The sequence below is a fragment of the Magnetospirillum sp. XM-1 genome, from assembly GCF_001511835.1.
In the GTDB taxonomy this organism is placed as follows: domain Bacteria; phylum Pseudomonadota; class Alphaproteobacteria; order Rhodospirillales; family Magnetospirillaceae; genus Phaeospirillum.
In genome coordinates this window covers 2,757,541-2,782,338 of record NZ_LN997848.1, presented here as the reverse complement: position 1 = coordinate 2,782,338, position 24,798 = coordinate 2,757,541, and the positions used below count along the sequence as shown (strand labels likewise).

26 protein-coding genes are annotated in these 24,798 nt (G+C 66.8%); 18 read left to right on the top strand and 8 right to left on the bottom strand.

Going from position 1 to position 24,798, the window contains the following annotated elements:
• Positions 1–90: 90 nt before the first annotated feature.
• Positions 91–495, top strand: a complete 405-nt coding sequence (locus XM1_RS12855) for a bacteriohemerythrin (RefSeq protein ID WP_068434009.1) — start codon at positions 91–93, stop codon at positions 493–495.
• A 35-nt stretch (positions 496–530) separates the two neighbouring features.
• Here the strand turns inward: XM1_RS12855 and XM1_RS12850 are convergent, their stop codons facing one another.
• Positions 531–1,778 (bottom strand): dicarboxylate/amino acid:cation symporter, encoded by a 1,248-nt coding sequence (locus XM1_RS12850; RefSeq protein WP_068434004.1) that lies wholly within the window; start codon positions 1,776–1,778, stop codon positions 531–533.
• 197 nt (positions 1,779–1,975) lie between these two features.
• Here XM1_RS12850 and XM1_RS12845 point away from each other — a divergent pair, with 197 nt between their 5' ends.
• Entirely contained in the window at positions 1,976–3,211 is a 1,236-nt protein-coding gene (locus XM1_RS12845) for an MFS transporter (RefSeq protein ID WP_068434003.1), read from the top strand.
• The gene (locus XM1_RS12840; RefSeq protein WP_068434002.1) at positions 3,211–3,966 is read left to right on the top strand and encodes an energy transducer TonB; all 756 of its coding nucleotides are present in this window, start codon (positions 3,211–3,213) and stop codon (positions 3,964–3,966) included. Before XM1_RS12845 ends, XM1_RS12840 begins: the two co-directional genes overlap by 1 nt.
• On the opposite strand, the gene XM1_RS12835 is transcribed toward XM1_RS12840, so the two are convergent.
• Positions 3,941–5,326 (bottom strand): HAMP domain-containing sensor histidine kinase, encoded by a 1,386-nt coding sequence (locus XM1_RS12835; protein ID WP_068434001.1) that lies wholly within the window; start codon positions 5,324–5,326, stop codon positions 3,941–3,943. The two genes, XM1_RS12840 and XM1_RS12835, sit on opposite strands and share 26 nt — an antisense overlap.
• On the bottom strand, positions 5,313–5,990 hold the full coding sequence (locus tag XM1_RS12830; RefSeq protein WP_068434000.1) for a response regulator transcription factor: 678 nt from the start codon (positions 5,988–5,990) through the stop codon (positions 5,313–5,315). Before XM1_RS12830 ends, XM1_RS12835 begins: the two co-directional genes overlap by 14 nt.
• A gap of 587 nt (positions 5,991–6,577) precedes the next feature.
• Here XM1_RS12830 and XM1_RS12825 point away from each other — a divergent pair.
• Genes XM1_RS12825 through XM1_RS12815 form a run of 3 tightly spaced genes read left to right on the top strand, consistent with a single transcriptional unit; the run spans position 6,578 to position 8,366 of the window.
• The gene (locus tag XM1_RS12825) at positions 6,578–7,057 is read left to right on the top strand and encodes an Hsp20/alpha crystallin family protein (protein ID WP_068433998.1); all 480 of its coding nucleotides are present in this window, start codon (positions 6,578–6,580) and stop codon (positions 7,055–7,057) included.
• A 59-nt stretch (positions 7,058–7,116) separates the two neighbouring features.
• Entirely contained in the window at positions 7,117–8,061 is a 945-nt protein-coding gene (locus tag XM1_RS12820) for a M48 family metalloprotease (protein ID WP_068433996.1), read from the top strand.
• A gap of 47 nt (positions 8,062–8,108) precedes the next feature.
• On the top strand, positions 8,109–8,366 hold the full coding sequence (locus XM1_RS12815) for a hypothetical protein (protein WP_068433994.1): 258 nt from the start codon (positions 8,109–8,111) through the stop codon (positions 8,364–8,366).
• Here XM1_RS12815 and XM1_RS12810 read toward each other — a convergent pair.
• Together XM1_RS12810 and XM1_RS12805 are read right to left on the bottom strand one after the other, a co-directional pair.
• Entirely contained in the window at positions 8,363–8,923 is a 561-nt protein-coding gene (locus XM1_RS12810; RefSeq protein ID WP_068433992.1) for an SOS response-associated peptidase, read from the bottom strand. The two genes, XM1_RS12815 and XM1_RS12810, sit on opposite strands and share 4 nt — an antisense overlap.
• Positions 8,902–9,669: a TlyA family RNA methyltransferase gene (locus tag XM1_RS12805; RefSeq protein ID WP_068433989.1), complete on the bottom strand. Its 768-nt coding sequence runs from the start codon at positions 9,667–9,669 to the stop codon at positions 8,902–8,904. The genes XM1_RS12810 and XM1_RS12805 overlap by 22 nt, the downstream gene beginning before the upstream one ends.
• A 96-nt stretch (positions 9,670–9,765) precedes the next feature.
• Between XM1_RS12805 and XM1_RS12800 the strand changes: the two genes are divergently transcribed.
• The 6 genes from XM1_RS12800 to XM1_RS12775 all read left to right on the top strand — a co-directional run bounded on the left by XM1_RS12800 (position 9,766) and on the right by XM1_RS12775 (position 15,680).
• The gene (locus tag XM1_RS12800; RefSeq protein WP_068433987.1) at positions 9,766–10,698 is read left to right on the top strand and encodes a histone deacetylase family protein; all 933 of its coding nucleotides are present in this window, start codon (positions 9,766–9,768) and stop codon (positions 10,696–10,698) included.
• Between the two features lie 6 nt (positions 10,699–10,704).
• Positions 10,705–11,970, top strand: a complete 1,266-nt coding sequence (locus tag XM1_RS12795) for a tetratricopeptide repeat protein (RefSeq protein WP_068433985.1) — start codon at positions 10,705–10,707, stop codon at positions 11,968–11,970.
• A 140-nt stretch (positions 11,971–12,110) separates the two neighbouring features.
• Entirely contained in the window at positions 12,111–12,356 is a 246-nt protein-coding gene (locus XM1_RS12790; protein ID WP_068433983.1) for an exodeoxyribonuclease VII small subunit, read from the top strand.
• Between the two features lie 37 nt (positions 12,357–12,393).
• Positions 12,394–13,284 carry a polyprenyl synthetase family protein gene (locus tag XM1_RS12785; protein WP_068433981.1) on the top strand — a complete coding sequence of 297 codons (891 nt, stop codon included), beginning with the start codon at positions 12,394–12,396 and terminating at the stop codon, positions 13,282–13,284.
• 12 nt (positions 13,285–13,296) lie between these two features.
• Complete coding sequence (gene dxs, locus XM1_RS12780) at positions 13,297–15,231, top strand: 1-deoxy-D-xylulose-5-phosphate synthase (RefSeq protein WP_068433979.1); 1,935 nt, start codon at positions 13,297–13,299, stop codon at positions 15,229–15,231.
• Between the two features lie 131 nt (positions 15,232–15,362).
• Positions 15,363–15,680 (top strand): helix-turn-helix transcriptional regulator, encoded by a 318-nt coding sequence (locus tag XM1_RS12775; protein WP_068433977.1) that lies wholly within the window; start codon positions 15,363–15,365, stop codon positions 15,678–15,680.
• Between the two features lie 10 nt (positions 15,681–15,690).
• On the opposite strand, the gene XM1_RS12770 is transcribed toward XM1_RS12775, so the two are convergent.
• Entirely contained in the window at positions 15,691–16,719 is a 1,029-nt protein-coding gene (locus XM1_RS12770) for an MBL fold metallo-hydrolase (RefSeq protein ID WP_068433973.1), read from the bottom strand.
• Positions 16,720–16,881: 162 nt separating this feature from the next.
• Between XM1_RS12770 and XM1_RS12765 the strand changes: the two genes are divergently transcribed.
• A complete protein-coding gene (locus XM1_RS12765) occupies positions 16,882–17,313 on the top strand; it encodes a CBS domain-containing protein (protein ID WP_068433971.1) in 432 nt (143 codons plus the stop codon).
• Between the two features lie 27 nt (positions 17,314–17,340).
• Here XM1_RS12765 and XM1_RS12760 read toward each other — a convergent pair whose 3' ends face one another.
• Both XM1_RS12760 and XM1_RS12755 read right to left on the bottom strand, forming a co-directional pair.
• Positions 17,341–18,969, bottom strand: coding sequence for a GGDEF domain-containing protein (locus XM1_RS12760; protein WP_068433969.1), 1,629 nt, complete (start codon positions 18,967–18,969; stop codon positions 17,341–17,343).
• A gap of 19 nt (positions 18,970–18,988) precedes the next feature.
• Positions 18,989–19,966 carry a phosphoribosylaminoimidazolesuccinocarboxamide synthase gene (locus tag XM1_RS12755; RefSeq protein ID WP_068433967.1) on the bottom strand — a complete coding sequence of 326 codons (978 nt, stop codon included), beginning with the start codon at positions 19,964–19,966 and terminating at the stop codon, positions 18,989–18,991.
• A gap of 225 nt (positions 19,967–20,191) precedes the next feature.
• On the opposite strand from XM1_RS12755, the gene XM1_RS12750 reads away from it, so the two are divergent.
• From XM1_RS12750 to XM1_RS12730, 5 genes are read left to right on the top strand one after another with little or no spacing between them, the layout of a single operon-like run.
• The gene (locus XM1_RS12750; protein ID WP_068433965.1) at positions 20,192–21,445 is read left to right on the top strand and encodes an ABC transporter substrate-binding protein; all 1,254 of its coding nucleotides are present in this window, start codon (positions 20,192–20,194) and stop codon (positions 21,443–21,445) included.
• A gap of 42 nt (positions 21,446–21,487) precedes the next feature.
• Complete coding sequence (locus XM1_RS12745; protein WP_068433963.1) at positions 21,488–22,357, top strand: branched-chain amino acid ABC transporter permease; 870 nt, start codon at positions 21,488–21,490, stop codon at positions 22,355–22,357.
• Complete coding sequence (locus XM1_RS12740) at positions 22,354–23,343, top strand: branched-chain amino acid ABC transporter permease (protein ID WP_068433961.1); 990 nt, start codon at positions 22,354–22,356, stop codon at positions 23,341–23,343. The genes XM1_RS12745 and XM1_RS12740 overlap by 4 nt, the downstream gene beginning before the upstream one ends.
• On the top strand, positions 23,340–24,077 hold the full coding sequence (locus XM1_RS12735) for an ABC transporter ATP-binding protein (RefSeq protein WP_068433959.1): 738 nt from the start codon (positions 23,340–23,342) through the stop codon (positions 24,075–24,077). Before XM1_RS12740 ends, XM1_RS12735 begins: the two co-directional genes overlap by 4 nt.
• Positions 24,077–24,781: an ABC transporter ATP-binding protein gene (locus tag XM1_RS12730; RefSeq protein WP_068433957.1), complete on the top strand. Its 705-nt coding sequence runs from the start codon at positions 24,077–24,079 to the stop codon at positions 24,779–24,781. Before XM1_RS12735 ends, XM1_RS12730 begins: the two co-directional genes overlap by 1 nt.
• Positions 24,782–24,798 lie beyond the last annotated feature (17 nt).

The following is a 24,798-nucleotide window of genomic DNA, read 5'->3' as shown; positions in this document are numbered from 1 at the left end:
TCCTAAAGGCGTATCGGACATCCGCATATTGTGCCTGAAGATTGGACGGCGATATCCTCGCCGTCCAATTGTTGCAGGACACACCTTTCCTTGGAATGGAATCCCCTCTACGAAGTCGGACACTCCGAACTGGACGCCGAACACCGGAGCCTGTTCGAGGTGCTTGCCACCCTGTCCCAGGGCCCGTGCGAGGTCGAGCTGATCGACGCCCAGATTCAGGCCCTGGAGCATTACGTGCTTGCCCATTTCGACCGCGAGGAACGCCTCATGATCGAAGTCGGCTACCCGTTCCTGACCGAGCACCTCCAGCAGCACGAGGATTTCCGCGCCACGGTGGCCGGTCTGCGGGCCCGCTGGGGACAGGGCGACCCGGCCGCCATCCGCCAGGAGATCATCAAGGAACTGTCCACCTGGCTGTCCTACCACATCATCGACGCCGACCACGGCTACAAGGGCTGGATCACCATGAAAATGGGCCCGTCCAGCGTCGGCTGAACGGGCCCAGTTTGGTCCTGGGGTGGGGGGACAGCCTAGCCCAGAACCTCCTTCATCTTGTCGTGGTCCAGTTCCTTCTCCCACTTGGAGACCACCACCGCGGCCACGCCGTTGCCGACGAAATTGGTCAGCGCGCGGGCCTCGGACATGAAGCGGTCGATGCCCAGGATCAGGGCCAGGCCGGCCACCGGAACCGAGGGAACCACCGCCAGGGTGGCGGCGAGCGTGATGAAGCCGGCGCCGGTGACGCCCGAGGCGCCCTTCGAGGTCAGCATCGCCACGCCGAGCAGGGTGATCTGCTGGGTGAAGGTCAGCTCGATGTCCAGCGCCTGGGCGACGAACAGGGCCGCCATGGTCAGGTAGATGTTGGTGCCGTCCAGGTTGAAGGAATAGCCCGAGGGAACCACCAGGCCGACCACCGACTTGGAGCAGCCCATGGCTTCCAGCTTGTTCATCAGCGGCACCAGGGCCGATTCCGAGGACGAGGTGCCCAGCACGGTCAGCAGCTCTTCCTTGATGTAGGCGATGAACTTGAAGATGTTGAAACCAACCACCAGGGCGATGGCGCCCAGCACGACCACCACGAACAGGAAGCAGGTGAGGTAGAAGCTGCCCATCAGCGCGGCCAACGGCTTCAGCGCGGCCACGCCGTACTTGCCGATGGTGAAGGCCATGGCGCCACCGGCACCCAGGGGGGCGACCTTCATGATGGTGTTCATCATGGCGAAGAAGATGTGCGAGCATTCCTCGATGAACATATGCACGCCCTGGCCGGCCCGGCCCATATGGGTCATGGCGTAGCCGAACAGGATGGCCACCAGCAGCACCTGCAGCAGGTCGCCCGAACCGGTGAAGGCGTCCACCAGGGTCTTGGGGATGATGTGCAGGATGAAGTCGACGGTGCTCTGCTCGGTGGCGGCCTTGGCGTACTTGGCCACCGCCTTGGCGTCCAGCTGGGCGGGGTCGGCGTGGAAGCCGTCGCCGGGCTTGAGCACGGTCATCACCACCAGACCGATGACCAGGGCGAAGGTGGACACCACCTCGAAGTACAGCAGCGCCTTGCCGCCGACGCGGCCGACCTTCTTCATGTCGCCGGCGCCCGCGATGCCCAGCACCACGGTGCAGAAGATCACCGGGCTGATCAGCATCTTGACCAACGAGATGAAGCCATCGCCCAGGGGCTTCAGGCTGACGCCGACATCGGGATAGAAGTAGCCGAGGGTGCCGCCGGCGAAAATGGCGAGCAGAACCCAGAAATAGAGATGACTGGTCAGGCGCTTCATCGGCGTATTCCTCGATGGGATGCGGATATTTCGCGCTTCCTACCCGTTCGGGCGTGTTCCTGTCGATTGCGGTTATCCGAATTGCGGAAAACCGACGGTGCCCTTCCAAGGCGCATGGCCCGTTGAGAATTTTTCAGTTGCTCGCGGCCGCGGCCCCTGTCTTCCATGGGGATATTCGCTTGCCAAGGATCCCATCGGTGCCGTCTTCCGCCCAGCCTACCGTGTCCGCCATGTTGGGGCGTGTGGTCCTGCCCTTCGCGGCCGGCTATTTCCTGTCCTATCTCTACCGGACGGTGAACGCGGTGCTGGCCCCCGAGATCGGCCGCGCCATCCACCTGGACGGCGGCGACATCGGCCTGATGACCGGCATCTACTTCATGACCTTCGCCGCCGCCCAGCTGCCGCTGGGCATCCTGCTCGACCGTTTCGGGCCCCGCCGGGTGGAAAGCATCCTGCTGTGCTTCGCCGCCGCGGGGGCCTTCGCCTTCTCCCTGGCCGAATCGGTCCCCGCCCTGGTGGTCGGGCGCGCCCTGGTGGGATTCGGCGTGTCGTCCTGCCTGATGGCGGCGCTGAAGGCCAACGTCCAGTTCTTCCCTCCCCCCCGCATCCCGCTGATGAACGGCATCATCCTGGGCGCCGGCGGACTGGGAGCCATCGCCGCCACCGCCCCGGTCCAGGCCGCCCTGCACATGACCGACTGGCGCGGCGTCTATGCCGGCGTCGCCATCCTGACGCTGGGCGCCAGCACGTTCCTGTGGGCGGCCGTCCCCGACCGCCACCCGCCGCCGGGAGCCGGCGGCCTGCGCGCCCAGATCGCCGAGGTGGCCGAGATCTACCGTGACGCCGGCTTCTGGCGGGTCGCTCCGGCCACCATGCTGTCCATGGGCAGCTTCATGTCCATCCAGGGCCTGTGGGCGGGCCCCTGGCTGCGCGACGCGGCCGGCTTCACCCCCGACCAGTCGGCCACCGGCCTGACCGTGATGGCGGCGGCCATGGCACTGGGCTATCTGTCGGTGGGCGCCATGGCGGAAAAGCTGGAGAAGCTGGGCATTCCGCCCATCACCCAGGGCGCGGTCGGCATGGGCCTGCACGTTCTGGCGCTGGGCGCCATGGCCGCCGGTTGGAGCGCCGCGCCCTTGGCCCTGGCCGCCTTTTACGGGCTCACCGGCACCGCCTGCTCGATCAATTACGCGGTGCTGACCCGGCGCTTTCCGCTGCGCCTGGCCGGTCGCGTCAACACCAGCCTGAACCTCACCATCTTCGTCGCCGCCTTCATCATCCAGTGGGGATTGGGTGCGTTGATCGGCCTGTGGGACAAGGTGGACGGCCATTGGCCGCCGGTGGCCTGGGCGGTGGGCCTGGGCGTGCCCGCCGTGCTGACCCTGCTGGCCCTGATCTGGCAGATTCCGGCCTGCCGGGCGGAATCCCATTGATGCATGCGGAAATGGCGGACCGGCGGCTGGTGGCCGCCCTCTTCCTGTCGGCGGCGCTGCATGTGCTGATCGCCCTGCTGCTGCAGGTCGAGGTCCTGCCCGATCTGTTTCCCAAGGAGCGGTCCGAGCGGAGCATGGAGGTCGAGGTGGTTTCCGAACCGCCCAGGCCGGTGAAGCCACAGCCACCACCCGAACCACCGGCCCAGCCCGAGCCGCCGCCCAAGACTGAAACGCCCCCCCAGCCATCGCCCCCGCCGTTGCAGCGTCCGCAGCTGCAATCCGCGCCACTGGCGGAGAAGTCATCGACGCCACGCCCGGCCCAACGCCCGGACCCCGCCCCCCACGCGGCCCAGTCCGGCCCCGGCCTGTCGGCCGACACCGGGGCATTGTCGCGCCCGGCCCAGGCCGCCGGCAACCTGGCCCAAAGCGCCCAGGACAAGGTCCTGGCCCAGGTCATCGCCATGTGGCACTTCAATTCCGGCGCCTTGCGGGGCAGCGACATGGTGTTGAGCGCCAGCCTGCTGATCAACCGCGACGGCACCCTGTCGGGTCCCATGCACAAGGACGCGCCGTGGAATCCGGATGCGGCGATCAAGGGCTATTCAAAGCTGCCGGACGGCACCACCAAGCGCATGCTGGAAACCTTCCTGCTGGCGCTGCGCATGGCCCAGCCGCTGCAATTGCCGCCCGACGACGGCAAGGGCTGGCCGCGTCAGATGATCCTGCGCTTCAAGCCGGGAGATCTTTCACGGTGAATTCCATCCGCACCGCCAGTCCCGGCTGATTGTCGCCCAGCGACAGCTTGGCGCCGTGCAGCCGGGCCACCGCCTGGACCAGCGACAGGCCAAGTCCGTTGCCCGGCGTCGAGCGGGTGGCGTCCAGGCGGACGAAGCGCTCCAGCACGCTTTCACGCGAATCCTCGGGAATGCCGGGGCCGCTGTCGACCACGGATATGGCCACCGAGCCGGAACCTCCCTCGACGGCAACCGTGACCTCGCCGCCCGATGGGGTGTACTTGACGGCGTTGTCCACCAGATTGGCCAGCGCCTGGAACAGCAGGTGGCGGTCGACCTTGAGCGCGAGGCCGCCTTCGTCGGCCCGGCATTGGAGGCGGATGCCCTTCTCCTCGGCCAGGGGCTCGTACAGCTCGACCACGTCGGCGGCCAGGGTGGCGGGATCGATGACCTCGAACCGGTCGAGGCGCGCCGCTGATTCAGCGTGGCTGATGGTCAGGATGGCGTTGAAGGTGGCCAGCAGATGGTCGGCCTCGGCCAGGGTTTCCTCCAGCGTGCGGCGATAGGCGTCGCAATCGCCTTCGCCCAGCAGCACCAGGTCGATGCGCGAGCGCAGGCGGTTCAAGGGCGTGCGCAAATCGTGGGCGATGTTGTCCGAGACGGTGCGGATGCCCTCCAGCAGGCGCTCCAGCTCGTCCATCATCTCGTTGAAGCTTTCGGCGAGCGAATCGAACTCGTCCTCGATGCCGGAGACCTGCATGCGCTGGCTCATGTCGCCGCCGAAGATGCGCCGGGCCGTGCGGCTCATCTCCTCGACGCGCTGCAGCAGGTGGCGGCTGGTGAAGTAGCCGCCCACCACGCCCAGCAGGATGGTCAGCGCCAGACCCCAGCCCAGCGCCCGGTTGATGGCCGACTTCACCCGCTTGGCGTCGGCCAGCGAACGCCCGACCAGCAGGCGGTAGCCGTCGGCCAGTTCGTAGACGTGGGCCAGCACCTCGTTCCCGGGGCCGACGGTGCCCAGTTGCAGCACCCGGAAGCGCACCCAGCCCAGCTGGCTGGAAACCTCGGCGGGCCACGATTTGATGTTGCCGGCCAGGATATGGCCGGAATGGCCCATCAGCAGATAGGTGTTGCGGCTTTCGATGTCCTGGCGCATGCGGCTGCCGATGATCTCGGCCAGGCCGCCCAGATCGCGCGAGTGATAGACCTCGGACAGGCCGGTGGCCTCGGCCTCCACCGTTTCCTGAACCTGCCATTCGATGAACATGGTGGTGCTCCACGACACCAGCGCCAGCAGCGCGATGGCGGAGACCGTGAAGATGCCGAGATAGCTCAGCGCCAGCCGGAAGGTGGTGGTGCGAAGGAGGCTAGCGGGCCGCACGAAGGGTGTATCCGGCGCCGCGAACCGTATGGATCAGCGGCAGTTCGAAATCCTTGTCCACCTTCTGGCGCAACCGGCTGATATGCACGTCGATCAGGTTGGTCTGGGGGTCGAAATGGTATTCCCAGACGTTCTCCAGCAGCATGGTGCGCGTCACCACCTGGCCGGCGTGGCGCATGAGGTATTCCAGCAGGCGGAATTCCCGCGGCTGCAGGTCGATCTCCTGGCCGCCCCGCGTCACCGCGCGGGCCAGCAGGTCCATCTCCAGGTCCTCGACCTTGAGGCGGGTCTCGGGCTGGGAGGTGGACACGCGGCGCGACAGCGCCTCGATACGGGCCAGCAATTCGGCGAAGGCGTAGGGCTTGACCAGATAATCGTCGCCGCCCGCCTTCAGGCCGCGCACCCGGTCGTCCACCTTGCCCAGCGCCGAGAGCACCAGGACCGGCGTGGTGTTGCCGGCGGCGCGCAGGGCCTGGATGATGGCCAGCCCGTCCAGGCCGGGCAGCATGCGGTCGATGATCATGGCGTCCCAGCGCTCGGACGTCGCCAGGAACAGCCCGTCGGTGCCGGTGGCGGCATGGTCGACCACGTGGCCGGCCTCTTTCAGGCCCTTGGCCATGTAAGCCGCCGCTTCGCTGTCGTCCTCGATCAGAAGGATGCGCATCTGCCCATGTATCCTGTTGTGCCGGGGACCATACAATCAACCACCCCCAACGAAAAGCCCCCGCGCCAGGGGGGAGAGCGCGGGGGCCTTTTTCCGGTGTCCGGCAACGGGGGGACGCTGCCGGTCGTTCGACGTCGCCGCTCGGGGGGAAGAAGCGGCTAGCCTTGCGGCGGGGAGTTCAATTCCGCCGGGTTCGAGAGGCTTTGGCGTGGAGCGCAAACTTGCCGCCGACCGCCGTCTCCAACCTGATGAAGCGGATCATGGCAGGCGAGACGTTACCGCAGCATTTCACCGCGATTAACCTTTGGTAATGATCGCGAAAGCCATTCGGCAGCCTCATGCCCGGCATGCGCAACAGGCTGATTTCAATGACGAAACCGGCCCTTGACGGCGCGCAGTATCACCCTACATCGAACAGAGGGCAAGGTGTTCGAGCGAAGCCTTGCCAAACGCGTGCCGCCGCGTGCGGGCGCGGGTGAGCGCCGGGGCTTTCCAAGACCCAGGCGTCGAGCCGGCCATCGGCAACGTTCCACCCGTCCCGGGCAGCGCGGCATGCGGACGAGCAACATCTCCGATGGAGGACAATCATGAACCGCACCATGATTCCCAAGGGCCACACGCCTCTGGCCTCCCGCGAGGGGCGCCTTGACCCGTTCTTCGCGCTGCAGCGCGGCATCAACCGCATGTTCGACGACCTTTGGCACGGCTTCGACGTGCCGACCGTCTTCGCCGGCCACCGCTTCCCCACCCTGGAGGTGCGCGACGAGGACAAGACGGTGTCCGTCGTCGCCGAGCTGCCCGGCCTGGGGCCGGACGACGTCGAACTCAGCCTGCATGACGGCATCCTTACCCTGAAGGGCGAGAAGAAGACCGAATCCGAGGAAAAGACCGAGCGGGGCGTGATGTCCGAACGCTGGTTCGGCCATTTCGAACGTTCGGTTGCCGTGGGCGACGTGGACGAGAACGCCACCCTGGCCAAGGTCGAGAACGGCGTTCTGACCGTCACCCTGCCCAAGGTCGAGCGGCCGAAGGAAACGGGACGCAAGATTCCCATCGCCGCCAAATAGCGTGAACCTCCCGGGCGCCGCGCATCCGGGCGGCGCCCGGTCTTCGCGGGAAACGTCCCATGCTGGACTATCTGTCGCTTAAGGATCAGGCCCGGCGCAACCGCCGCGACACCGTCCTGGTCCTGGCCGCCATCGCCTCGCTGATGTCCCTGGCCGGCTGGCTGCTGGCGGGCGGGCTGGGGGTTGTGGCTGCCCTGGCCGGGACGGCGCTGGCGCTGGCGATCAGTCCCGGCAATTCCGTCGCCTTGCTGCGCACCCTCTACCGTGCCCGTCCGCTGCCGTTCCAGGCGGCGCCGGGGCTGTGGCGCATCCACATGGAGCTGTGCCGCCGCGCCGAGCTCGAGACGGTTCCTCCCCTGCTGATCATTCCCTCGGCCTCCGTCATCGCCCTGTCCACCGGCTGGGGGCGCCATTGCGCCATCGCCCTGTCGGAAGGCGCGCTCGGGCGCTTTTCGCCGGAGGAGATCGCCGCGATCCTTGCCCACGAGATCGCCCATATCCGGGCCGGCGACCTCAAGCTGCTGCGCCTGGCCGACACCGCCGGCCACCTCACCCATGCCCTGGCGGCCGCCACCTTGATCCTGCTGGCCGTCCTCCTGCCCGACATGCTGGCGGGCGAGGCGGCGCCGAACCTTCCGGCCATCGTCCTTCTGGCCCTGTCGCCCATCGGCTGCGACCTGCTGCGCCTGCGGCTGTCGCGCACCCGGGAATTCGCCGCCGATTCCGAGGCGGCGCGGTTGTGCGGCTCGCCCCTGGGGCTCATCTCGGCGCTGGGCCGCCTGGAACGCCGCCACGGCTCCTTCGCGCCCACCGGCTGGTGGCAGCTGATCCGCACCCATCCCAGCACCAGCGAGCGCATCGCCCGCCTGCAAGATCTGGCCCCTCCCCTCCCCCACGCTCCCCAACGGCTGGTATTCGGCCCCGGCTTACGGTACGCACCTACTCCCTCCGCGCAGGCCCGATACGCTTGGGCAGCGCACCCCCGGCGCAGGCATATGTGGTAAGCTGTTTACCTTAGTCGTTTCCGGAAAAAAGCGTGGGGAGATCAGCCATGTTGAGCCTGGAAGACTGTATCGCCTTCAGCGGCTTGACGGCCGAGCAACTGGAAGCCGTCGCCTGCCACGAACATCTGCCTCTGATCATCGTCGCCGAATGGGCGGAAACCGTCCTGGCGGCCGAGGACGGCTGCGCCAAGGTCGCCGCCATCCTGTGCGAGGAGGTGGAAGCCGCCGCAATCCACCACAGGGACCGCCTGTGCGACTGGGCGCGCGGCCTGGAGCAGTTCCGGCGCGAGCACGCCGTCAACTAGCCGAACAGGTCGCCCTGGGCGGCCTCCGACGTGACGGAGAACGGCCCGGAATGGGGATGCAGGGCTGGCGCGACCTGATCGAACGGCACCGAGCCGTCCAGCCACGCCGCCTCGTCGGCGGGCGCCAGCACCGCCGGCATGGGGTCGTGGATGGAAGCAAGTTCGGCGCCGGGCGTACAGGTGACGATCACCACCCGTTGCCCGTCGGTCAGCCCGGCGAAGGCGAAGACCTCTCCACCCGCCGGAGCGATTCGGGTCCTGGCCCGCCGGGGCCATTCCCACCACGCGGTGGCCGGCACCAGCACTCTTCCGCCCGATAGCAGCGACCGGAAGGTCGGCTTGGCCGCCAGGGTCTCGGCCCTGGCGTTGATCAGCGGCGCCGCCTGCCACTCCACCACCAGCCCCCAGGGCATCAACCGGGCACCCGCGCCGCCGATCGCCAGGACGGCATCGGTGGGGCGCAGTTCCCGGGAAAAAGGCAGAGGCGGCGGTACGCTCAGGCGGAAGCGCCGCGCCAGATCAGCGGAATTGGCCTTCAGCTCGAAGCGGGAGCACACGGCGCACCCTCGAACCGCCCGACGATGAGGAATTCCTTGTTGCCCTCCGGCCCCAGGATGGGGCTTTCGGTGATGCCCTCCACCCGCCAACCGGCCAAGCCGTCCAGCCAGGCGCGGATCCGCTCGCACACCTCTTCGTGCAGTTCGGGTTCGCGCACCACGCCGCCCTTGCCCACCCGTCCCTTGCCCACCTCGAATTGCGGCTTGATCAGCGCCGCCAGCCAGGCCCCGGGCCGGGCCAGCGCTAGTGCGGCGGGCAGCACCGTCTCCAGCCCGATGAAGCTGGCGTCGCACACCACCATGTCCACGGGCTCCGGGATCTGCTGTTCCGTCAGGTGGCGGGCGTTGGTGCGTTCCAGCACCACCACGCGGGCGTCGCTTCGAAGCTTCCAGGCCAGTTGCCCGTGCCCCACGTCCACGGCGTAGACCCGCGCCGCACCGTGCGCCAGCAAAACGTCGGTGAAGCCGCCGGTGGAGGCGCCCACGTCGATTCCCACCTTGCCTGCGGGGTCCAGGCCGAACGCCTCGATGGCCTTGGCCAGCTTGAGGCCGCCCCGCGACACCCAGGGATGGTCCTGGCCCTTGAGCTCGAGCGCGCACTCCTCGGGCAGCGCGGTGCCCGGCTTGTCCACCCGTCTGTCGCCGCTATAGACCAGCCCCGCCATGATCAGGGCCTGGGCCTTGGAGCGGCTTTCCACCAATCCCCGGTCGACCAGTAATTGATCGGCCCGCTTTTTTGCGCTCATACGCTGCCGTCCCATGCAAAAAACAGGGATGGAAATTGCCCTTCCTTTCCCCGAGAATACAGAAAATTCATATAAACGCGGGACGTCCAAGCCAGAATGACAACGTTGCTGTTCACGCACCCAGTCTGTCTGCAGCATGACACGGGCGATTATCACCCGGAATGCGCCGACCGTATCAAGGCCGTCCTCGCCGCGCTCGAGAGCGAAGAGTTCATGATGCTGCTGCGCGACGAAGCGCCGCACGCCACCATGGAGCAGCTGATGCGGGCCCACCCGCTCAGCCATATCGACTATGTGCTGGATTCGGTGCCCAACAGCGACGGCCACCATCACCTGGATCCCGACACCATCCTGTCGCGCTATTCGGGCGAGGCGGCGCTGCGCTCGGCAGGCGCCGGCATCGCGGCGGTAGACGCCGTGGCCAAGGGCGAGGTGCGCAACTGCTTCTGCGCCACCCGGCCGCCCGGCCACCATGCCGAGCGCGACAACGCCATGGGCTTCTGCTTCTTCAACAATGCCGCCATCGCCGCGCTGCACGCCCGCGACGCCCACGGCTACAAGCGGGTGGCCATCGTCGACATCGACGTCCACCACGGCAACGGCACCCAGCACATCCTGTGGGACGAGCCGGGCATGCTCTATGCCTCCACCCACCAGGAACACGCCTACCCCAACACCGGCCTGGCCGACGAGACGGGCGGCGAAGGCATCATGGTCAACGTGCCGCTGCCGGCGGGCACCGGGTCCGACGACTACCGCATGGCCTTCACCGACATCCTGCTGCCCCGGCTGCGGGAATTCGCCCCCGATTTCCTGATCATCTCGGCCGGCTTCGACGCCCATGCCGCCGACCCCCTGGCCCATCTGCGGCTGACCACCGCCGATTTCGGCTGGGTCACGCGGCAATTGCTGCAGGTGGCGGAGGAGACGGCGGGCAACCGGGTGGTCTCGCTGCTGGAGGGCGGCTACGACCTGCGCGCCCTGGCGGCCAGCGCCCGCGAGCATGTGCGGGCGCTGATGGGGCTCTAAGCATCCATGGCGAACATCCGCTATGTCACCGGCGTCAACGCCGAATACTTCTTCATCCTTTTCCCGCTGTTCGCCTCGTTGCGGCGCTTCGCCCCCGATATTCGCATCGAGGTCTGCGATTTCGGCCTGACCGAGCAGCAACGGACGTTCCTTGACCGCAAGGGCCTGCTGATCAAGGCGCCGGCCGATCTGGCGGGAGCGCATCCCTGGCGTTGCAAGGCGGCGCTGGGGCGTTATCTCGAGGACCGGCCGTGGGACGTGGCGTTCTGGCTGGACGCCGACATGATGGCGGTGGCCCCGTGCGGTTCCCAATTGACCGCCATCGCCGAGCGCCTGCTGGCGGAAGGCCGGCCCTTGGCGGTGTGTAGCGATCCGACGACATACGCGGACCTGCTGCGGGTCGTCCCCGCCCCCCATTTCGAGACGCTGGCGAAGGCGCGCGGCATCGACGCCGGCACGCCCTACCTCAATTCGGGCTTCTTCGCCTGCGCCTCGCGGGAGTATTTCACCGCCTGGGACCGGCAGTGCCGGGACATGCCGGACGAGAATCTGTTCGAGCAGAACGCCTTTAACCTAGTGGCGCACCCTGCCGGCTATTTGGCGCTCCATATGTGGGAATGGAACCTGTGCGCCTCATTCCTGTCGTCGGCCCGTGTCGGCCAGACGGACGAGGGAATGCCGCTCATAACCCATCCCGAAGGCGGCGTTCGCATCCTGCACGCCACGTCCCACCGTCCCGAGGACGTCGTCAAGCAGGTCGTGACCCTTTCGGCCGGCGGCTTCGTCTTCGAAGCGACCATCAAGCTGCTTCGCCACCCCTCGTTATTGCAGTGGCAGATGTCCCTGCTGCGCGATGGGCTGGAGACGGATGCGGCCCTGCTGGGCGAGGTCGGATTGGGACGCCCCGACGATGGCGGCAACGCCGACGATGCCGAGGCCAAGGCGCGTTTCCAGCAGGGCGGCGAAATGTTCCTGCTGAACCGCTTCGCCGAGGCGGCCGACGCGTTCCGCGACGTGCTGCGCCTCAAGCCCGGCCACCCCCGCAGCCTGTTCAACCTGGCCATGGCGGAGGCTGAACTGGGACGGCTGGCCGAAGCCCCGCCCTTGCTGCGCCAGGCCATCCAGTCCGATCCGCAATACCGCGAGGCCTACATCTACCTGGGGATGATGCTGCGGCGTCTGGGTGAGCAGGCCGCGGCAGACGAGATATTGGCCCAGGCGCTGGCCAAATGGCCCGAAGACCCCGCCTTGCGGCAAGCCATCGGACATTAGGGCAAGACCAAAAATTTCGTCGGATGGTCGCAGGTTTTTTCAAATGGTGCGCAGTGGCGCTTGCCTTCGGGGACCTCCGCCCGTAAACTTCCGCGCTTCGTTGGAAGACCCGATACCGGTTGCTTAAGTCAAGAGTTCCCATGGCAGACATCCCCACCGACATCGCCGCCATGAGTTTCGAGGAGGCCCTGGCCGAATTGGACCTCATCGTGCGCCGGCTGGAGGAAGGCAAGGGCCGCCTTGATGATTCAATCGTCGCCTACGAGCGCGGCGCGCTGCTGAAGAAGCATTGCGAAGCCAAGCTGGAAGAGGCGCGAACCAAGGTCGAGCGGATCGTATCGGGTCCCGATGGCAGCCTGGTCCTTGAGGCCGGAAATAACGTGTGATCCTTGAAAGTCGAGTGAACCATTGACTGATTCTCCCATGTCTCCGCGCCTCACCGAGGCTCTGACCGTCGTCAGCCAGGCCGTCAATTCCGAGTTGGACCGCCTGTTGCCGGTTTCCGATGCCCCTGATTCCCGGGTTCACGAGGCCATGCGCTACGCCACCCTGGACGGCGGCAAGCGGTTGCGCCCCTTCCTGGTGATGCAGTCGGCCAGCCTGTTCAACGTGGCCGAAAGCTCGGCCATCCGCGTCGCCTCGGCCATCGAGATGATCCACTGCTATTCGCTGGTCCATGACGACCTGCCCTGCATGGACGACGACGACCTGCGCCGCGGGCGCCCCACCTGCCACAAGGCGTTCGACGAGGCCACCGCGCTCTTGGCCGGCGACGCCCTGCTGACCAAGGCGTTCGAGGTGCTGGTCAATCCCGCCACCCACGCCGACCCGTCGGTGCGTTGCGAGCTGGTGGCCGATCTGGCCCACGCCTCGGGCGGCCAGGGCATGGTCGGCGGCCAGATGATCGACCTGCAGGCCCATACGCTCGACCTGGACGTGGCGGGCATCACCCGCCTGCAGCAGTTGAAGACCGGCCGCCTGTTCTCGTTCTCGTGCGAGGCCGGCGCCGTGCTGGGCAAGGCCCATGGCGAGCTGCGCCTGGCGTTGCGCAACTACGCCCACGACCTGGGACTCGCGTTCCAGATCGCCGACGACATCCTGGATGTGGAAGGCGACGTGGCCGAGGTGGGCAAGCGCCTCAACAAGGACGCCGATGCCGGCAAGGCGACCTTCGTGTCGCTCTTGGGCCTCGAGCGCGCCAAATCCCAGGCGGACATGCTGGCCGAGCAGGCCTGCCGCCATCTCGATCCCTTCGGCGAGAAGGCCGATCTGATGCGGGACGTTGCCCGCTTCGTCGTTCGCCGCCGTTCGTGAGGTCCTAAGGTCATGACGCCTCCCCCCGTCCCCGGAAAGCCCAAGTCGTCCCTGCTCGACCGCGTGTCGAGCCCGGCCGACATCCGCGACTTCTCCATCGAGGAGCTGGAGCAGCTGACCCATGAGGTCCGCCAGGAAATGATTCAATCGGTATCGTTCACCGGCGGCCATCTCGGCGCCGGCCTGGGCGTCGCCGAATTGACCGTGGCGCTGCACCACATCTTCGACACGCCGCGCGACCGGCTGATCTGGGACGTGGGCCATCAGGCCTATCCCCACAAGATCCTGACGGGGCGCCGCGACCGCATGCGCACCATGCGCCAGGGCGGCGGACTGTCCGGCTTCACCCGCCGGTCGGAAAGCGAATACGACCCCTTCGGCGCCGGCCATTCCTCGACCTCCATCTCGGCGGCGCTGGGCATGGCGGTGGCGCGCGACCTCAAGGGCGGCAACAACAACGTCATCGCGGTGATCGGCGACGGCGCCATGAGCGCCGGTCAAGCCTACGAGGCCATGAACAACGCCGGCGCCGCCGGCTCGCGCCTGATCGTCATCCTCAACGACAACGACATGTCCATCGCCCCGCCGGTGGGCGCGCTGTCGGCCCATCTGTCGCGGCTTTTGTCGTCGCCCTCCTACCACTCGCTGCGTCATCTGGTGAAGGATCTGGCCCACCTGCTGCCGCCTCCGCTGGAACGCGCCATGGGCCGCGCCGAGGAATACGCCCGCGGCATGGTCTCGGGCGGCGGCACCCTGTTCGAGGAGCTGGGCTTCTATTACGTCGGCCCCATCGACGGCCACAATTTCGAGCACCTGTTGCCGGTGCTGAAGAACGTCCGCGATTCCGACGAGACCCGCCCCGTCCTGCTGCACGTGGTGACCAAGAAGGGCCGCGGCTATCCGCCGGCCGAGGCCGCCGCCGACAAGTATCACGGCGTGGGCCGCTTCGACGTGCTGACCGGCCAGCTGGAAAAGCCCAAGGCCAACGCGCCGTCCTACACCTCGGTGTTCTCCAAGGCGCTGATCGCCGAGGCCGAGGTGGACGACCGCGTCGTCGCCATCACCGCCGCCATGCCGGCCGGCACCGGCCTGGACAAGTTCGGCGACCGCTTCCCGGCGCGCACCTTCGACGTGGGCATCGCCGAGCAGCACGCCGTGACCTTCGCCGGCGGCCTGGCCACCGAGGGCTTCAAGCCGTTCTGCGCCATCTACTCCTCGTTCCTGCAGCGCGCCTACGACCAGGTGCAGCATGACGTGGTGCTGCAGAAGCTGCCCGTGCGCTTCGCCATCGACCGCGCCGGTCTGGTGGGCGCCGACGGCGCCACCCATGCCGGTTCCTACGACATGGCCTTCCTGGGCTGCCTGCCCGACATCGTCATCATGTGCCCGTCCGACGAGGCCGAGCTGATGCACGCCGTCGCCACCGCCGTGGCCATCGACGACCGCCCCTCCGCCTTCCGCTATCCGCGCGGCGAGGGTGTGGGCATCGAGCTGCCCGAGCGCGGCTCGGTGATGCCCATCGGCAAGGGCCGCGTGGTGCGCGAAGGCAACCGCGCCGTCATCCTGTCGCTGGGCACCCGCCTGGCCGAGGTGCTGAAGGCCGCCGACGATCTGGCCGCCCGCGGCCTGGCCCCCACCGTGGTGGACGCCCGCTTCATGAAGCCGCTGGACGAGGAACTGATCCTGCGCATGGCGCGCGAGCATGAAGTGCTGATCACCGTCGAGGAAGGCTCGGTCGGCGGCTTCGCCAGCCATGTGCTGCACCTGCTGGCGGCCAAGGGCGCCCTGGACCGCGGTCTCAAGGTTCGTCCCCTGGCCCTGCCCGACGCCTTCGTCGAGCACGACACCCCGACCATCCAGTACGAGAAGATCGGCCTCAACGCCTCGGGCATCGTGGCCACCGTGCTGGCGACCCTGGGGGAGACTCGCGAGGCTGTCAGCGCCTGACAATATACACACGTATCTACGTAGTATAACGGCGTCGCCCGACATCGGGCGGCGCCGTTTTGTATATGGATTGAATTAGCGTGAATCAGTGATATTATATATGTGACATCCGAGATTTGAGGAACGTGGTCATGGAATTGGAAAAACTTCAGGAAAGCGCCCGCCGGGCCAGCGCCTTGCTGAAGGCCATGAGCAACGAACACCGCCTGATGATCCTGTGCCAGCTGCTTCCCGGCGAAAAGTCGGTGGGCGAACTGGAACGCATCATCGGCCTGTCCCAATCGGCGCTGTCGCAGCATCTGGCCCGCCTTCGCCGCGATTCCCTGGTCACCACCCGGCGCCAGGCCCAGACCATCTTCTATTCCCTGGCGGGAATCGAGGCGCGCGCCGTGATCGACACCCTGTACGGGCTGTACTGCAAGCCGGAAGGCGCCGCCTGCGCCGGTTGACGCGGCGGGCTCAAGCCCGCCGGTAGCGCCACACCCCGTCCGTTTCCAAATTCCGCACCACCTTCCCCAGCTTCATCAGATGATGGAGATGCGCCAGGGTTTCGCCGGTGGCGAAGCCCAGCTGATGGGCGTCCAGCGGACGGGTGAACAGCGCCCGAAGCACCTGCACCGCGGTGGCCGGCTCGACGCAGGCGGACAGGGTCTTGTCCAGCCGCTCGGCATGGTGGGCCTTGAGGTCGTCGACCCGGGTGTGCAGCCCCTGGAACGGCAGCCCATGGGAGGGCAGCACCAGGGTCTCGGCCGGCAGCTGGCGCAGCCGGTCCAGGGCGTCGAGGAACAGGGACAGTGGTTCGGATTCCGGCTGCTGCGGCCAGACGCCGACGATGGGCGAGATGCGCGGCAGGACCTGATCGCCGGAAATCAGCAGACCGGCCTCCTCGCAATACAGGCAGGCATGCTCGGGCGAATGGCCGCCGCCCTCGATCACCCGCCAAATCCGGCCGCCGATGGTCATCTCGTCGCCGTGGCGGATGCCGATGACGCGGACCGGCATGATGTCGATGCGCGAGCGATAGGTGTTGCGCCGCTCCTTCACCCCTTCCAGCTGCTCGGCGTCCAGGCCGATGCGGGTATAATAGTGCAGCTGGTTGGCGACGAATTCGGGCGTGTCCTCCAGCCACAGCATGCGGCCGAACAGCCATTCGCGCATCATGGCGGTAAGGTCCACGTCCAGCCTGTCGCACAGCCAGCCGGCCAGCCCCATGTGGTCGGGATGGAAATGGGTGGCGACCAGCCGGTTGACCGTCTTGCCCGCCAGCGGACCGGCGAGGATCTCCTCCCACAAGGCCTTGGTGGCGTCGTTGCCCAGGCCGGTATCGACCAGCACCACGCCCTCGCCATCGTCCAGAACCCACAGGTTGATGTGGTCGAGCGCAAAGGGCAGCGGCATGCGGATCCACCGCACCCCCGGCGCCACCTCCAGCAATTGCGCGGGATTTGGGGGCTCGCTAAAGGGATGGATCAGGGTCGAACGGCTCACGGCAAGGCTCTCCGGGTTAATTCGGTAAGTCTTTGCATATTTGATGCGGTGCGACAAGATTCAAGCAGACAGAAGCGCCGCCTTATCCATTATCGCGATTTGTGGACTGTCCCATTCAGGTTATCCTGCATCCACGTCCGATGAATAAGGGGAGGAACGCTGATGCTCGTTTCCGAAATCCTGAACAAGAAGGGCAACAAGATCTTCAAGATCCTGCCGTCCAAGGCCATGATCGAGGCGGTCCAGGGCATGGCCGCCTTCAAGGTGGGGGCGGTCCTGGTGGTGGACGACAAGGACAGGACGCTGGGCATCTTCACCGAGCGCGACGTCACCCGCTGCCTGGCGGCCCACGGGGCGGGCGTCCTGGAATCCCCGGTGGGTGACCACATGACCCGCGATCCGCTGACCTGCCAGGTCGGCGACACCGTCGCCTCGGTGATGAGCACCATGTCCACCCACCACTTCCGCCACATGCCGGTCATGGACCATGGGCAGTTGAAGGGCATCGTCTCCATCCGTGATCTGGTCTCCAACAGCCTGGAGCGGGCCGAGTTCGAGGCCGAGGCGTTGCGGACCTACGTCACCGCCGGCTGATGGCCGGAGCCGTGCGCGGGGGGCTTATCAGCCCTCCGCGTGCAGGACCACCCGGTTCTTGCCGCCGCGCTTGGCGGCGTACAGCGCCTCGTCGGCCAGACGGGTGACGTCGCCGATATCGTCGCCATGCAAGGGCCACAGCGCCGCGCCGACGCTGCAGCCGATCTTCACCGGATTGCCGTCGAGCACGAAGGGCTCGCCCAGGGAATGGACGATGCGCTCTCCCACCACCATCGCGTCGGCGGCGGCCGCATGGGACGGGGCGGACAGCACCATCATGAACTCGTCGCCGCCCAGGCGCGCCGTGATGTCGCCCTGGCGGGCGCAGGCCCGCAGCCTTACCGCCACCTCCTGCAGCAGCAGGTCGCCAATTCCGTGGCCCAGGGTGTCGTTGACCCCCTTGAAGCCGTCGAGGTCCAGGCACAGAACCACCAGACTGCTCTGGCTTCGCCGCGCCGAGGCCAGCATCCGCCCCAGAAGATCCTCGAGCCCCAGGCGGTTGGTCAGCCCGGTGAGACGGTCGTGGCTGGCTTGCACCTCGGCATGGCTGCGGGCCGCCTCGCTGCGGGTCAGGCTGTCGATCAGGGCGCGCAGCGACGTGCTGAGGGACTGGATTTCCAAAACGCCCTTCTCGGCGGGAATATCCACCGGTTCGCCGCCGCGCAGGCGGTCGGCGGCCAGGGCGATGCGGCGCAGCGGGGCCGAGACCCGGCTGGCCACCAGCCATCCGAAAGCGGCACAGGCCAGCGCCACCCCGGCGCCCCACCAGATGACGTGGCGCTGCAACGCCGATACGGCGGCGAACGCGGTCTCGGTGGGCTGGCGGGCGACGATGGTCCAACCCAGCCCGCCATAATCCTTGTATCCCCGGGCCAGGGCATAGCCGGTAAGGTATTCCCGGCCGTCAGGCCAGGTCTCCACCTGCCAATTCCCGTCGCCCTGGCGCGCCCTGGCGATGGAACGAAGCTTGAGGGGGTGCCCGATCTGGGATGACGGCCCCAGCAGCACCGTGTCGTCGGTGGCGACCACGAAGACCTCGACTTCCTGGCTGGCGTCGAAGGGGGTCAGCACCGATTGCTCGATCTCGCGCGCCCATTCCCAGCTGAGATGCGACGCGACGACGCCGAGCATGGTGCCGTCCCGGCCATACACCGCCCGGCTGATGTCGACGAACTTCATGGGCTCGCCCGATGGGTTGGGCAGCAGCTTGGCCAGCACCACCGCTTCATGGACGTCACCGACGAACACGCCCTTCACCCCTTCGGCGAAGACCGGACGCTTGGAAATATCCACCCCGTCGAGGATGCCGCCGGTGGCCGCCAGCACCCGCCCCTGGGGATCGGTAAAGCCGATCCAGGCGAAATAGGGAATGGAGTGCTTCAAGCGATCGAGCGAAACCCGCACCGCTTTGGGATCGAGGGTCGTCTGGGTCTCGACCAGGGTGGACAGCAGCGCCACCTCGCCCGAACGCGCCCACATGCCGCGATCGAGCTTGTCGGCGATCTGGTGGGTCACCTCGCTGAGGTTGCGGCCGATCTCGGCCCTGACGCCCTCGGAGGAACGGCTGCCGATGGCATAGGACAGCAGCCCCGAACCGACCATGATGGACAGGGCGAAGGTCAGGGAAAAGCGGACCCGCAGGCTGGTGGAGATCATGCCCGTCTTCCGAGACGTCTTAAGCGAAGTAACCTGTCAGATTGCGGCGGATGCGCTCCTTGACGGATTCGGACGCCGAGGGGGCCTCGAAGGCCTGGCCGGTCACCGCCTCGAACAGCGCGATGTACTTGGCCGAGAACTCCACCAGGGTGTCGTCGGGAATGGCCGGGATGGGATCCTTGTAGGGATCGCAGCGCCCGGCGATCCAGATGCGCAGGAACTCCTTGTCCAGGCTTTCCGGCTCCTCGCCCTTGGCGTGGCGGGCCGCATAGCTGTCGGCCTTCCAGTAGCGGCTGGAATCGGGGGTGAGGATCTCGTCGGCGAGCGTGATGCGCCCTTGCGCATCCACCCCGAACTCGAACTTGGTGTCCACCAGGATCAGGCCGTTTTTCGCCGCGATCTCACGCCCGCGGGCGAAGATGGCCAGGGACAGACGCGCCAGTTCGTCCCACTGAGCTTGAGTGAGCAGGCCGCGCGCCACCACCTCGGCCGGCGAGACCGGGGCGTCGTGGCCGCCCACCTCGGCCTTGGTGGTCGGGGTCAGGATGGTGGCGGGCAGCTTGTCGTTCTTGACCATGCCGTCGGCAAAGTCGAGGCCGTACATATTGCGCCGTCCGGCCTTGTACATGGACCAGATGGAGGTGTCGGTGGACCCGGTGAGGTAGTCGCGCACCACCATCTCGATGGGCAGCATGTCGAGACGACGTCCCACCACCACGTTGGGATCGGGATATTCGATCACGTGGTTGGGGCAGATGTCCTTGGTGGCCTCGAACCAGAAGCGCGCCGTCTGGGTCAGCACCTGGCCCTTGAACGGCACCGCCGCCAGCACCTGGTCGAAGGCGCTCTGGCGGTCGGTGGAGATCAGGATGCGCCGCCCGTCGGGCAGGTCGTAGTTCTCGCGCACCTTGCCGCGATAGTAATTGGGCAGTTCGGAAAACTCGGCTTCGGTAAGCACGCCGGGAATGGCGGCGCGGATCGCGGCGGCGGAGAGCATGTCCAGACATCCAAGAAAAAGGGAACGCCTTTATCGCATTCCCCGGCCCGGCGGGCAAGGGAACCGCCCGTATCTAAACCGGACTCGATTTTATTGTTGTGCAGCACAACAGTTTTTATGCCCAACAATACCCTTGACGAACGCCGAGGACTGCCTCACAGTCGTATCCATCAAAGTCGCCAAAGAGCGACCCAGGAGGCTTTCGAACGCGAAAGGGACGTCCCAATGTCTGACAACACCACGAGTCTGTCCGCGTCACGGACCATTACCCGCCGTCAGTTCACCACGGCCGCGGCGGCCGGCGCCTTGGTCACTTCCACCGGGTTGCCCCTGCGCTCGGCGCGGGCGGCGACTCCGCTCAAGCTGGGCGTGCTGCTGCCGCGCTCCGGCCACCTGGCCCTGATCGGCCAGGCCTGCCAGCGCGGCGCCGAGATCGGTCTGCCCATGCTGAAGGACATGGGCTATTCGGTCGAGCTGATGAACGCCGACACCGAATCCAACCCCGACGTGGGGCGCACCCAGGCGGAAAAGCTGATCCGCGAAGGCGCCAACATGCTGATGGGCTGCTTCGATTCCGCCACCACTCTCGCCGTGGCCGGCGTGGCCGAGGCGAAGGGCGTGCCCTTCGTGGTCAACATCGCCTCCGAGCCCAAGCTGACCGAGCAGGGATTCAAGTACGTGTTCCGCAACTTCCCCTCCGCCGGCATGCTGGGCAAGGGCGGGCTGCTGCTCTACAAGGACATCTTCGCAGCCACCGGCGTGACGCCGAAGACCGCCGTGCTGCTGCACATCAACGACAGCTTCGGCATGGCCATGCTGGGCGGCATCAACGCCCTGATGCCCAAGCTGGACATGCCGTTCCAGATCGTCGAGACCATCGCCTACGACCCCAAGGCCCGCGACCTCTCCATCGAGGTGTCCAAGGCCAAGGCGGCCAAGGCCGACTTCATCATGACGGTGACCCGTCTCAACGACGCCATCCTGCTGGTGCGCGAAATGGTCAAGCAGCAGGTGGAGACCATGGGCATCATCAGCCCCGGCGCTCCGGGCATGTACGACAAGCAGTTCTTCAAGGCGCTCGGCAAGTACGCCGAATACTGCACCACCAACGTGCCGTGGTTCGATCCCAAGCAGGAAATGGCCAAGCAGCTGGAAAAGACCTTCGAGAAGGCCTTCCCCGACGAAAGCTGCGACCTGAACGTCGGCTTCACCTTCGAGGCCGTGCTGATCGCCGCCGACGCCCACAAGCGGGCCGGCAGCAATGATCCGCAGGCCCTGACCGAGGCCCTGCGCGCCACCAACCTGTCCAAGCGCGTCATGCTGGGCGGGGCGATCAAGTTCGAGGCCAACGGCCAGAACATGAACCTGATCTCGGCGGCGGTGCAGAACCTGGGCGGCAAGCCGACGGTGACGTTGCCGGCGGCCTCGGCCGAAGCCAAGCCCATCTTCCCCATGCCGCCCTTCAAGGGCCGCACTTAAAGAAAAGCCGCAACATCGGCAAAGCTTGGGCGGGGAGCCGGGATGGACGCCACCTTCTTCATGAACGTGATCAGCGCCGGTCTTTTGACCGGCCTGGTCTACGGCCTGATGGCCCTTGGGCTGTCGGTCATCTTCGGCGTCATGCGCGTGGTCAATTTTGCCCATGGCGACATGATGGTGGTGGCGATGTATGCCGCCTTCCTGCTCTTCACCAAGCTGGGGATCGCACCGGTCCCCGCCCTGCCGCTGGTGGCCGGCGGCCTGTTCGTCGTCGGCTACCTGCTGCAGCGTTTCCTGATCAACCACTTTCTTGAAGTCACCGAGCACATCCAGTTCCTGCTGCTGCTCTCGGTGGCCATGATCATCACCAACGTGGTGCTGATGGTGTTCGGGCCCGACGCGCGCAACATCCAACTCGACGCCAGCTTCGAGAGCTATTCGCTCGGAAGCCTGGTGCTGGACAAGGTCCGCGTCATCGCCGCCTTCACCGCCGGCGGCGTGGCCTTTCTGCTGTGGGCCTTCTTTAAGTACACCACCACGGGAACCGCCATCCGCGCCTGCGCCGACAATCCGGTGGGAGCGCGCGTGGTGGGCCTGGACGTGGAAAAGCTCTACGCCATCACGTTCGGCATCGGCACGGCCTGCGTGGGCGCCGCCGGCTGCCTGCTGCTGCTGCTGGTCGACGTGCATCCGCACCTGTCATCTGACTACACCCTGCTGGGCTTCATCATCGTCATCCTGGGCGGCCTGGGCAGCCTGGGCGGCGCGCTGCTGGGCGGCATCCTGGTGGGCCTGTCCGAGGCGCTGTCGGGCGTGCTGATCGCGCCCAGCCTCAAAAGCATGTTCAGCTTCGGCCTGCTGATCCTCGTCCTGCTGCTGCGCCCGCAAGGCATCCTGGGGAAGAAGCCATGAGCGCCCTGTTCCGTGACCGCCGCGCGGTCCTGCTTCTCGGCCTGCTGGCGATTCTCGCCGTGGCTCCCCTGGCGGCGGGCGACTACCTGCTCTCCATCCTGATCACCGTGCTGCTCCAGGCCTATCTGGGCATGAGCTGGAACGTGATGATGGGCTTCGCCGGCCAGTTCTCGCTGGGCCACGCCCTTTATGTGGGCCTGGGGGCCTATGCCGGCGGCGCGTTGTTCGTCCATTACGGCACCCCGCCGTGGATCGGCGCCCTGGCCGGCATGGCGGTCTCGGCCGCCGCCGGCGCGGTGATCGGCACGCTGGGCTTCCGCTTCAAGGTGATGGGCGTCTATTTCGCCCTGCTGACCATCGCGTTCGCCGAGTTCACCCGCGTGTTGTTCGACCATTGGGGCTGGGTGGGCGCCTCGTCGGGCCTGTTCCTGCCCCCCGCCCCCAACAACAGCCCCAACAATCTGTGGCTGCTGCGCGGCTCGACCACCATGTTCTATTACGTGGCGCTGGGCATGACGGCGGCCGCCTTCTGGTTCAGCCGCGCCCTGCTGACGCGGCGCATCGGCTATTACTGGCAGGCCATCCGCGAGGATCAGGACGCCGCCGACGCGCTGGGCATCGACGTGTTCAAGAACAAGATGATCGCCGTGCTGATCTCGGCGGCCATGACCAGCCTGGGCGGCGTGTTCCTGGCCTTCTTCAACAACAATCTTTATCCGGAAAGCATCTTCTCCATGCATCGCTCCATCGAGCTGATGCTGGGCACCATCATCGGCGGCATCGGCACCCTGTTCGGGCCGATCCTCGGCGCCGTGGTGCTGACCGCGCTGGGCGAGCTGCTGACCGAGTTGGGCGCCCATATCGGCATCGACGGCGTCAAGCAGATCGCCTACGGCGTCTGTCTGATGCTGATCCTGGTCTTGAAGCCGAACGGGCTGTGGCCGTGGCTGCGCAAGGCGCTTCGCCTGGAGGGAGACGGACGATGAACGCCCCTGCTCCCATGCTTTCCGTCGAGAACCTGGGCAAGAGCTTCCGCGGCCTGCGCGCCGTCAACGCCGTAACCTTCGACGTGCCCCGGGGCGACATCGTCGCCCTGATCGGCCCCAACGGGGCGGGCAAGACCACCACCTTCAACCTGATCGCCGGCGCGCTTCCGCCCAGCGACGGTCGTGTGGTGCTGGACGGGGAAGACGTCACCGGCCTGGGCCAGGCGGCCATCTGCCGCGCGGGCGTCGGCCGCACCTTCCAGATCGTCAAGCCCTTCGCCGGCCTGTCGGTGGAAGAGAACGTCATGGTGGGCGCGCTCCGCCACGACAACGGCGACGTGGAGAAGGCCAGGGCGGCGTCCCGGGCCATCCTCGACCTGCTGGAACTGGGCGACCGTGCCAAGGACCCGGCCCAGACCCTGACCCTGCCCGACCGCAAGCGTCTGGAAGTGGCCAAGGCCCTGGCGACGCGGCCCAAGTTGCTGCTGCTCGACGAGGTGATGGCGGGTTTGCGCCCGGTGGAATGCGACCGCATGGTCGCCATCCTCACCGGCCTCAACAAGGAGACCGGGCTGACCATCCTGCTCATCGAGCACGTCATGCGCGCCGTGATGGCGCTGTCCGATCACGTGGTCGTGCTGCACCACGGCGAGAAGATCGCCGAGGGCACGCCGGCCGAGGTCACCAGCCATCCCAAGGTGCTGGAATGCTATCTGGGAGAGGATCACGGATGATGCTGGAAGTTCGCGATCTCGACCTGTTCTACGGCGATGCCCAGGCGCTGGACGGCGTGTCCCTCGACGTGGCCGAGGGCGAGGTGGTGGCGATCATCGGCGCCAACGGCGCCGGCAAGACCTCGCTTATCCGCGCCATCGCCGGCATGAAGAAGCCCGGCCGGGGCACGATTCGTTTCGACGGCCACGACATCACCGGGCGCTTGAGTTCGGTGATCTGCGATCTGGGCGTGGCCCAGGTGGCCGAGGGAAGGCAGATCTTCCCCTCCATGAGCGTGCGCGAGAACCTGGAGATGGGCGCCGTTCTGCCCCGGGCGCGATCCAAGCGCAAGGAGACGCTGGAACGCTGCTACGAGATGTTCCCCAAGCTCAAGGTCCGCTTCGACCAGGCGGCGGGGACGCTGTCGGGCGGCGAGCAGCAGATGCTGGCCATCGGCCGCTGCCTGATGGGCCAGCCGCGCCTGATGATGTTCGATGAGCCGTCGCTGGGGCTGGCGCCCGCCGTGGTCGGCGAGATGTTCAAGATCATCAAGACCCTGCATGACGAAGGCATGACGGTGATCCTGGTGGAGCAGAACGTGTCGGCCTCGCTGAAGCTGGCCGACCGGGGCTATGTGCTGGAAAACGGCCGGGTGGTGCTGTCGGGCACCGGAACCGGCCTCTTGAACGACGATGGCGTCCGTCAGGCCTATCTCGGCCTCTAAAGGACGACAAGAAAAAG

What these genes read in the sequence shown, in the direction of transcription:
- XM1_RS12850 (WP_068434004.1), bottom strand. Translation starts at nt 1,778, where the DNA reads ATGAAGCGCCTGACCAGTCATCTCTATTTCTGGGTTCTGCTCGCCATT.
- XM1_RS12840 (WP_068434002.1), top strand. Translation starts at nt 3,211, where the DNA reads ATGCATGCGGAAATGGCGGACCGGCGGCTGGTGGCCGCCCTCTTCCTG.
- XM1_RS12830 (WP_068434000.1), bottom strand. Translation starts at nt 5,990, where the DNA reads ATGCGCATCCTTCTGATCGAGGACGACAGCGAAGCGGCGGCTTACATG.
- XM1_RS12825 (WP_068433998.1), top strand. Translation starts at nt 6,578, where the DNA reads ATGAACCGCACCATGATTCCCAAGGGCCACACGCCTCTGGCCTCCCGC.
- XM1_RS12820 (WP_068433996.1), top strand. Translation starts at nt 7,117, where the DNA reads ATGCTGGACTATCTGTCGCTTAAGGATCAGGCCCGGCGCAACCGCCGC.
- XM1_RS12815 (WP_068433994.1), top strand. Translation starts at nt 8,109, where the DNA reads ATGTTGAGCCTGGAAGACTGTATCGCCTTCAGCGGCTTGACGGCCGAG.
- XM1_RS12805 (WP_068433989.1), bottom strand. Translation starts at nt 9,669, where the DNA reads ATGAGCGCAAAAAAGCGGGCCGATCAATTACTGGTCGACCGGGGATTG.
- XM1_RS12800 (WP_068433987.1), top strand. Translation starts at nt 9,766, where the DNA reads ATGACAACGTTGCTGTTCACGCACCCAGTCTGTCTGCAGCATGACACG.
- XM1_RS12795 (WP_068433985.1), top strand. Translation starts at nt 10,705, where the DNA reads ATGGCGAACATCCGCTATGTCACCGGCGTCAACGCCGAATACTTCTTC.
- XM1_RS12790 (WP_068433983.1), top strand. Translation starts at nt 12,111, where the DNA reads ATGGCAGACATCCCCACCGACATCGCCGCCATGAGTTTCGAGGAGGCC.
- XM1_RS12785 (WP_068433981.1), top strand. Translation starts at nt 12,394, where the DNA reads ATGTCTCCGCGCCTCACCGAGGCTCTGACCGTCGTCAGCCAGGCCGTC.
- dxs (WP_068433979.1), top strand. Translation starts at nt 13,297, where the DNA reads ATGACGCCTCCCCCCGTCCCCGGAAAGCCCAAGTCGTCCCTGCTCGAC.
- XM1_RS12775 (WP_068433977.1), top strand. Translation starts at nt 15,363, where the DNA reads ATGGAATTGGAAAAACTTCAGGAAAGCGCCCGCCGGGCCAGCGCCTTG.
- XM1_RS12765 (WP_068433971.1), top strand. Translation starts at nt 16,882, where the DNA reads ATGCTCGTTTCCGAAATCCTGAACAAGAAGGGCAACAAGATCTTCAAG.
- XM1_RS12760 (WP_068433969.1), bottom strand. Translation starts at nt 18,969, where the DNA reads ATGATCTCCACCAGCCTGCGGGTCCGCTTTTCCCTGACCTTCGCCCTG.
- XM1_RS12755 (WP_068433967.1), bottom strand. Translation starts at nt 19,966, where the DNA reads ATGCTCTCCGCCGCCGCGATCCGCGCCGCCATTCCCGGCGTGCTTACC.
- XM1_RS12750 (WP_068433965.1), top strand. Translation starts at nt 20,192, where the DNA reads ATGTCTGACAACACCACGAGTCTGTCCGCGTCACGGACCATTACCCGC.
- XM1_RS12745 (WP_068433963.1), top strand. Translation starts at nt 21,488, where the DNA reads ATGGACGCCACCTTCTTCATGAACGTGATCAGCGCCGGTCTTTTGACC.
- XM1_RS12740 (WP_068433961.1), top strand. Translation starts at nt 22,354, where the DNA reads ATGAGCGCCCTGTTCCGTGACCGCCGCGCGGTCCTGCTTCTCGGCCTG.
- XM1_RS12735 (WP_068433959.1), top strand. Translation starts at nt 23,340, where the DNA reads ATGAACGCCCCTGCTCCCATGCTTTCCGTCGAGAACCTGGGCAAGAGC.
- XM1_RS12730 (WP_068433957.1), top strand. Translation starts at nt 24,077, where the DNA reads ATGCTGGAAGTTCGCGATCTCGACCTGTTCTACGGCGATGCCCAGGCG.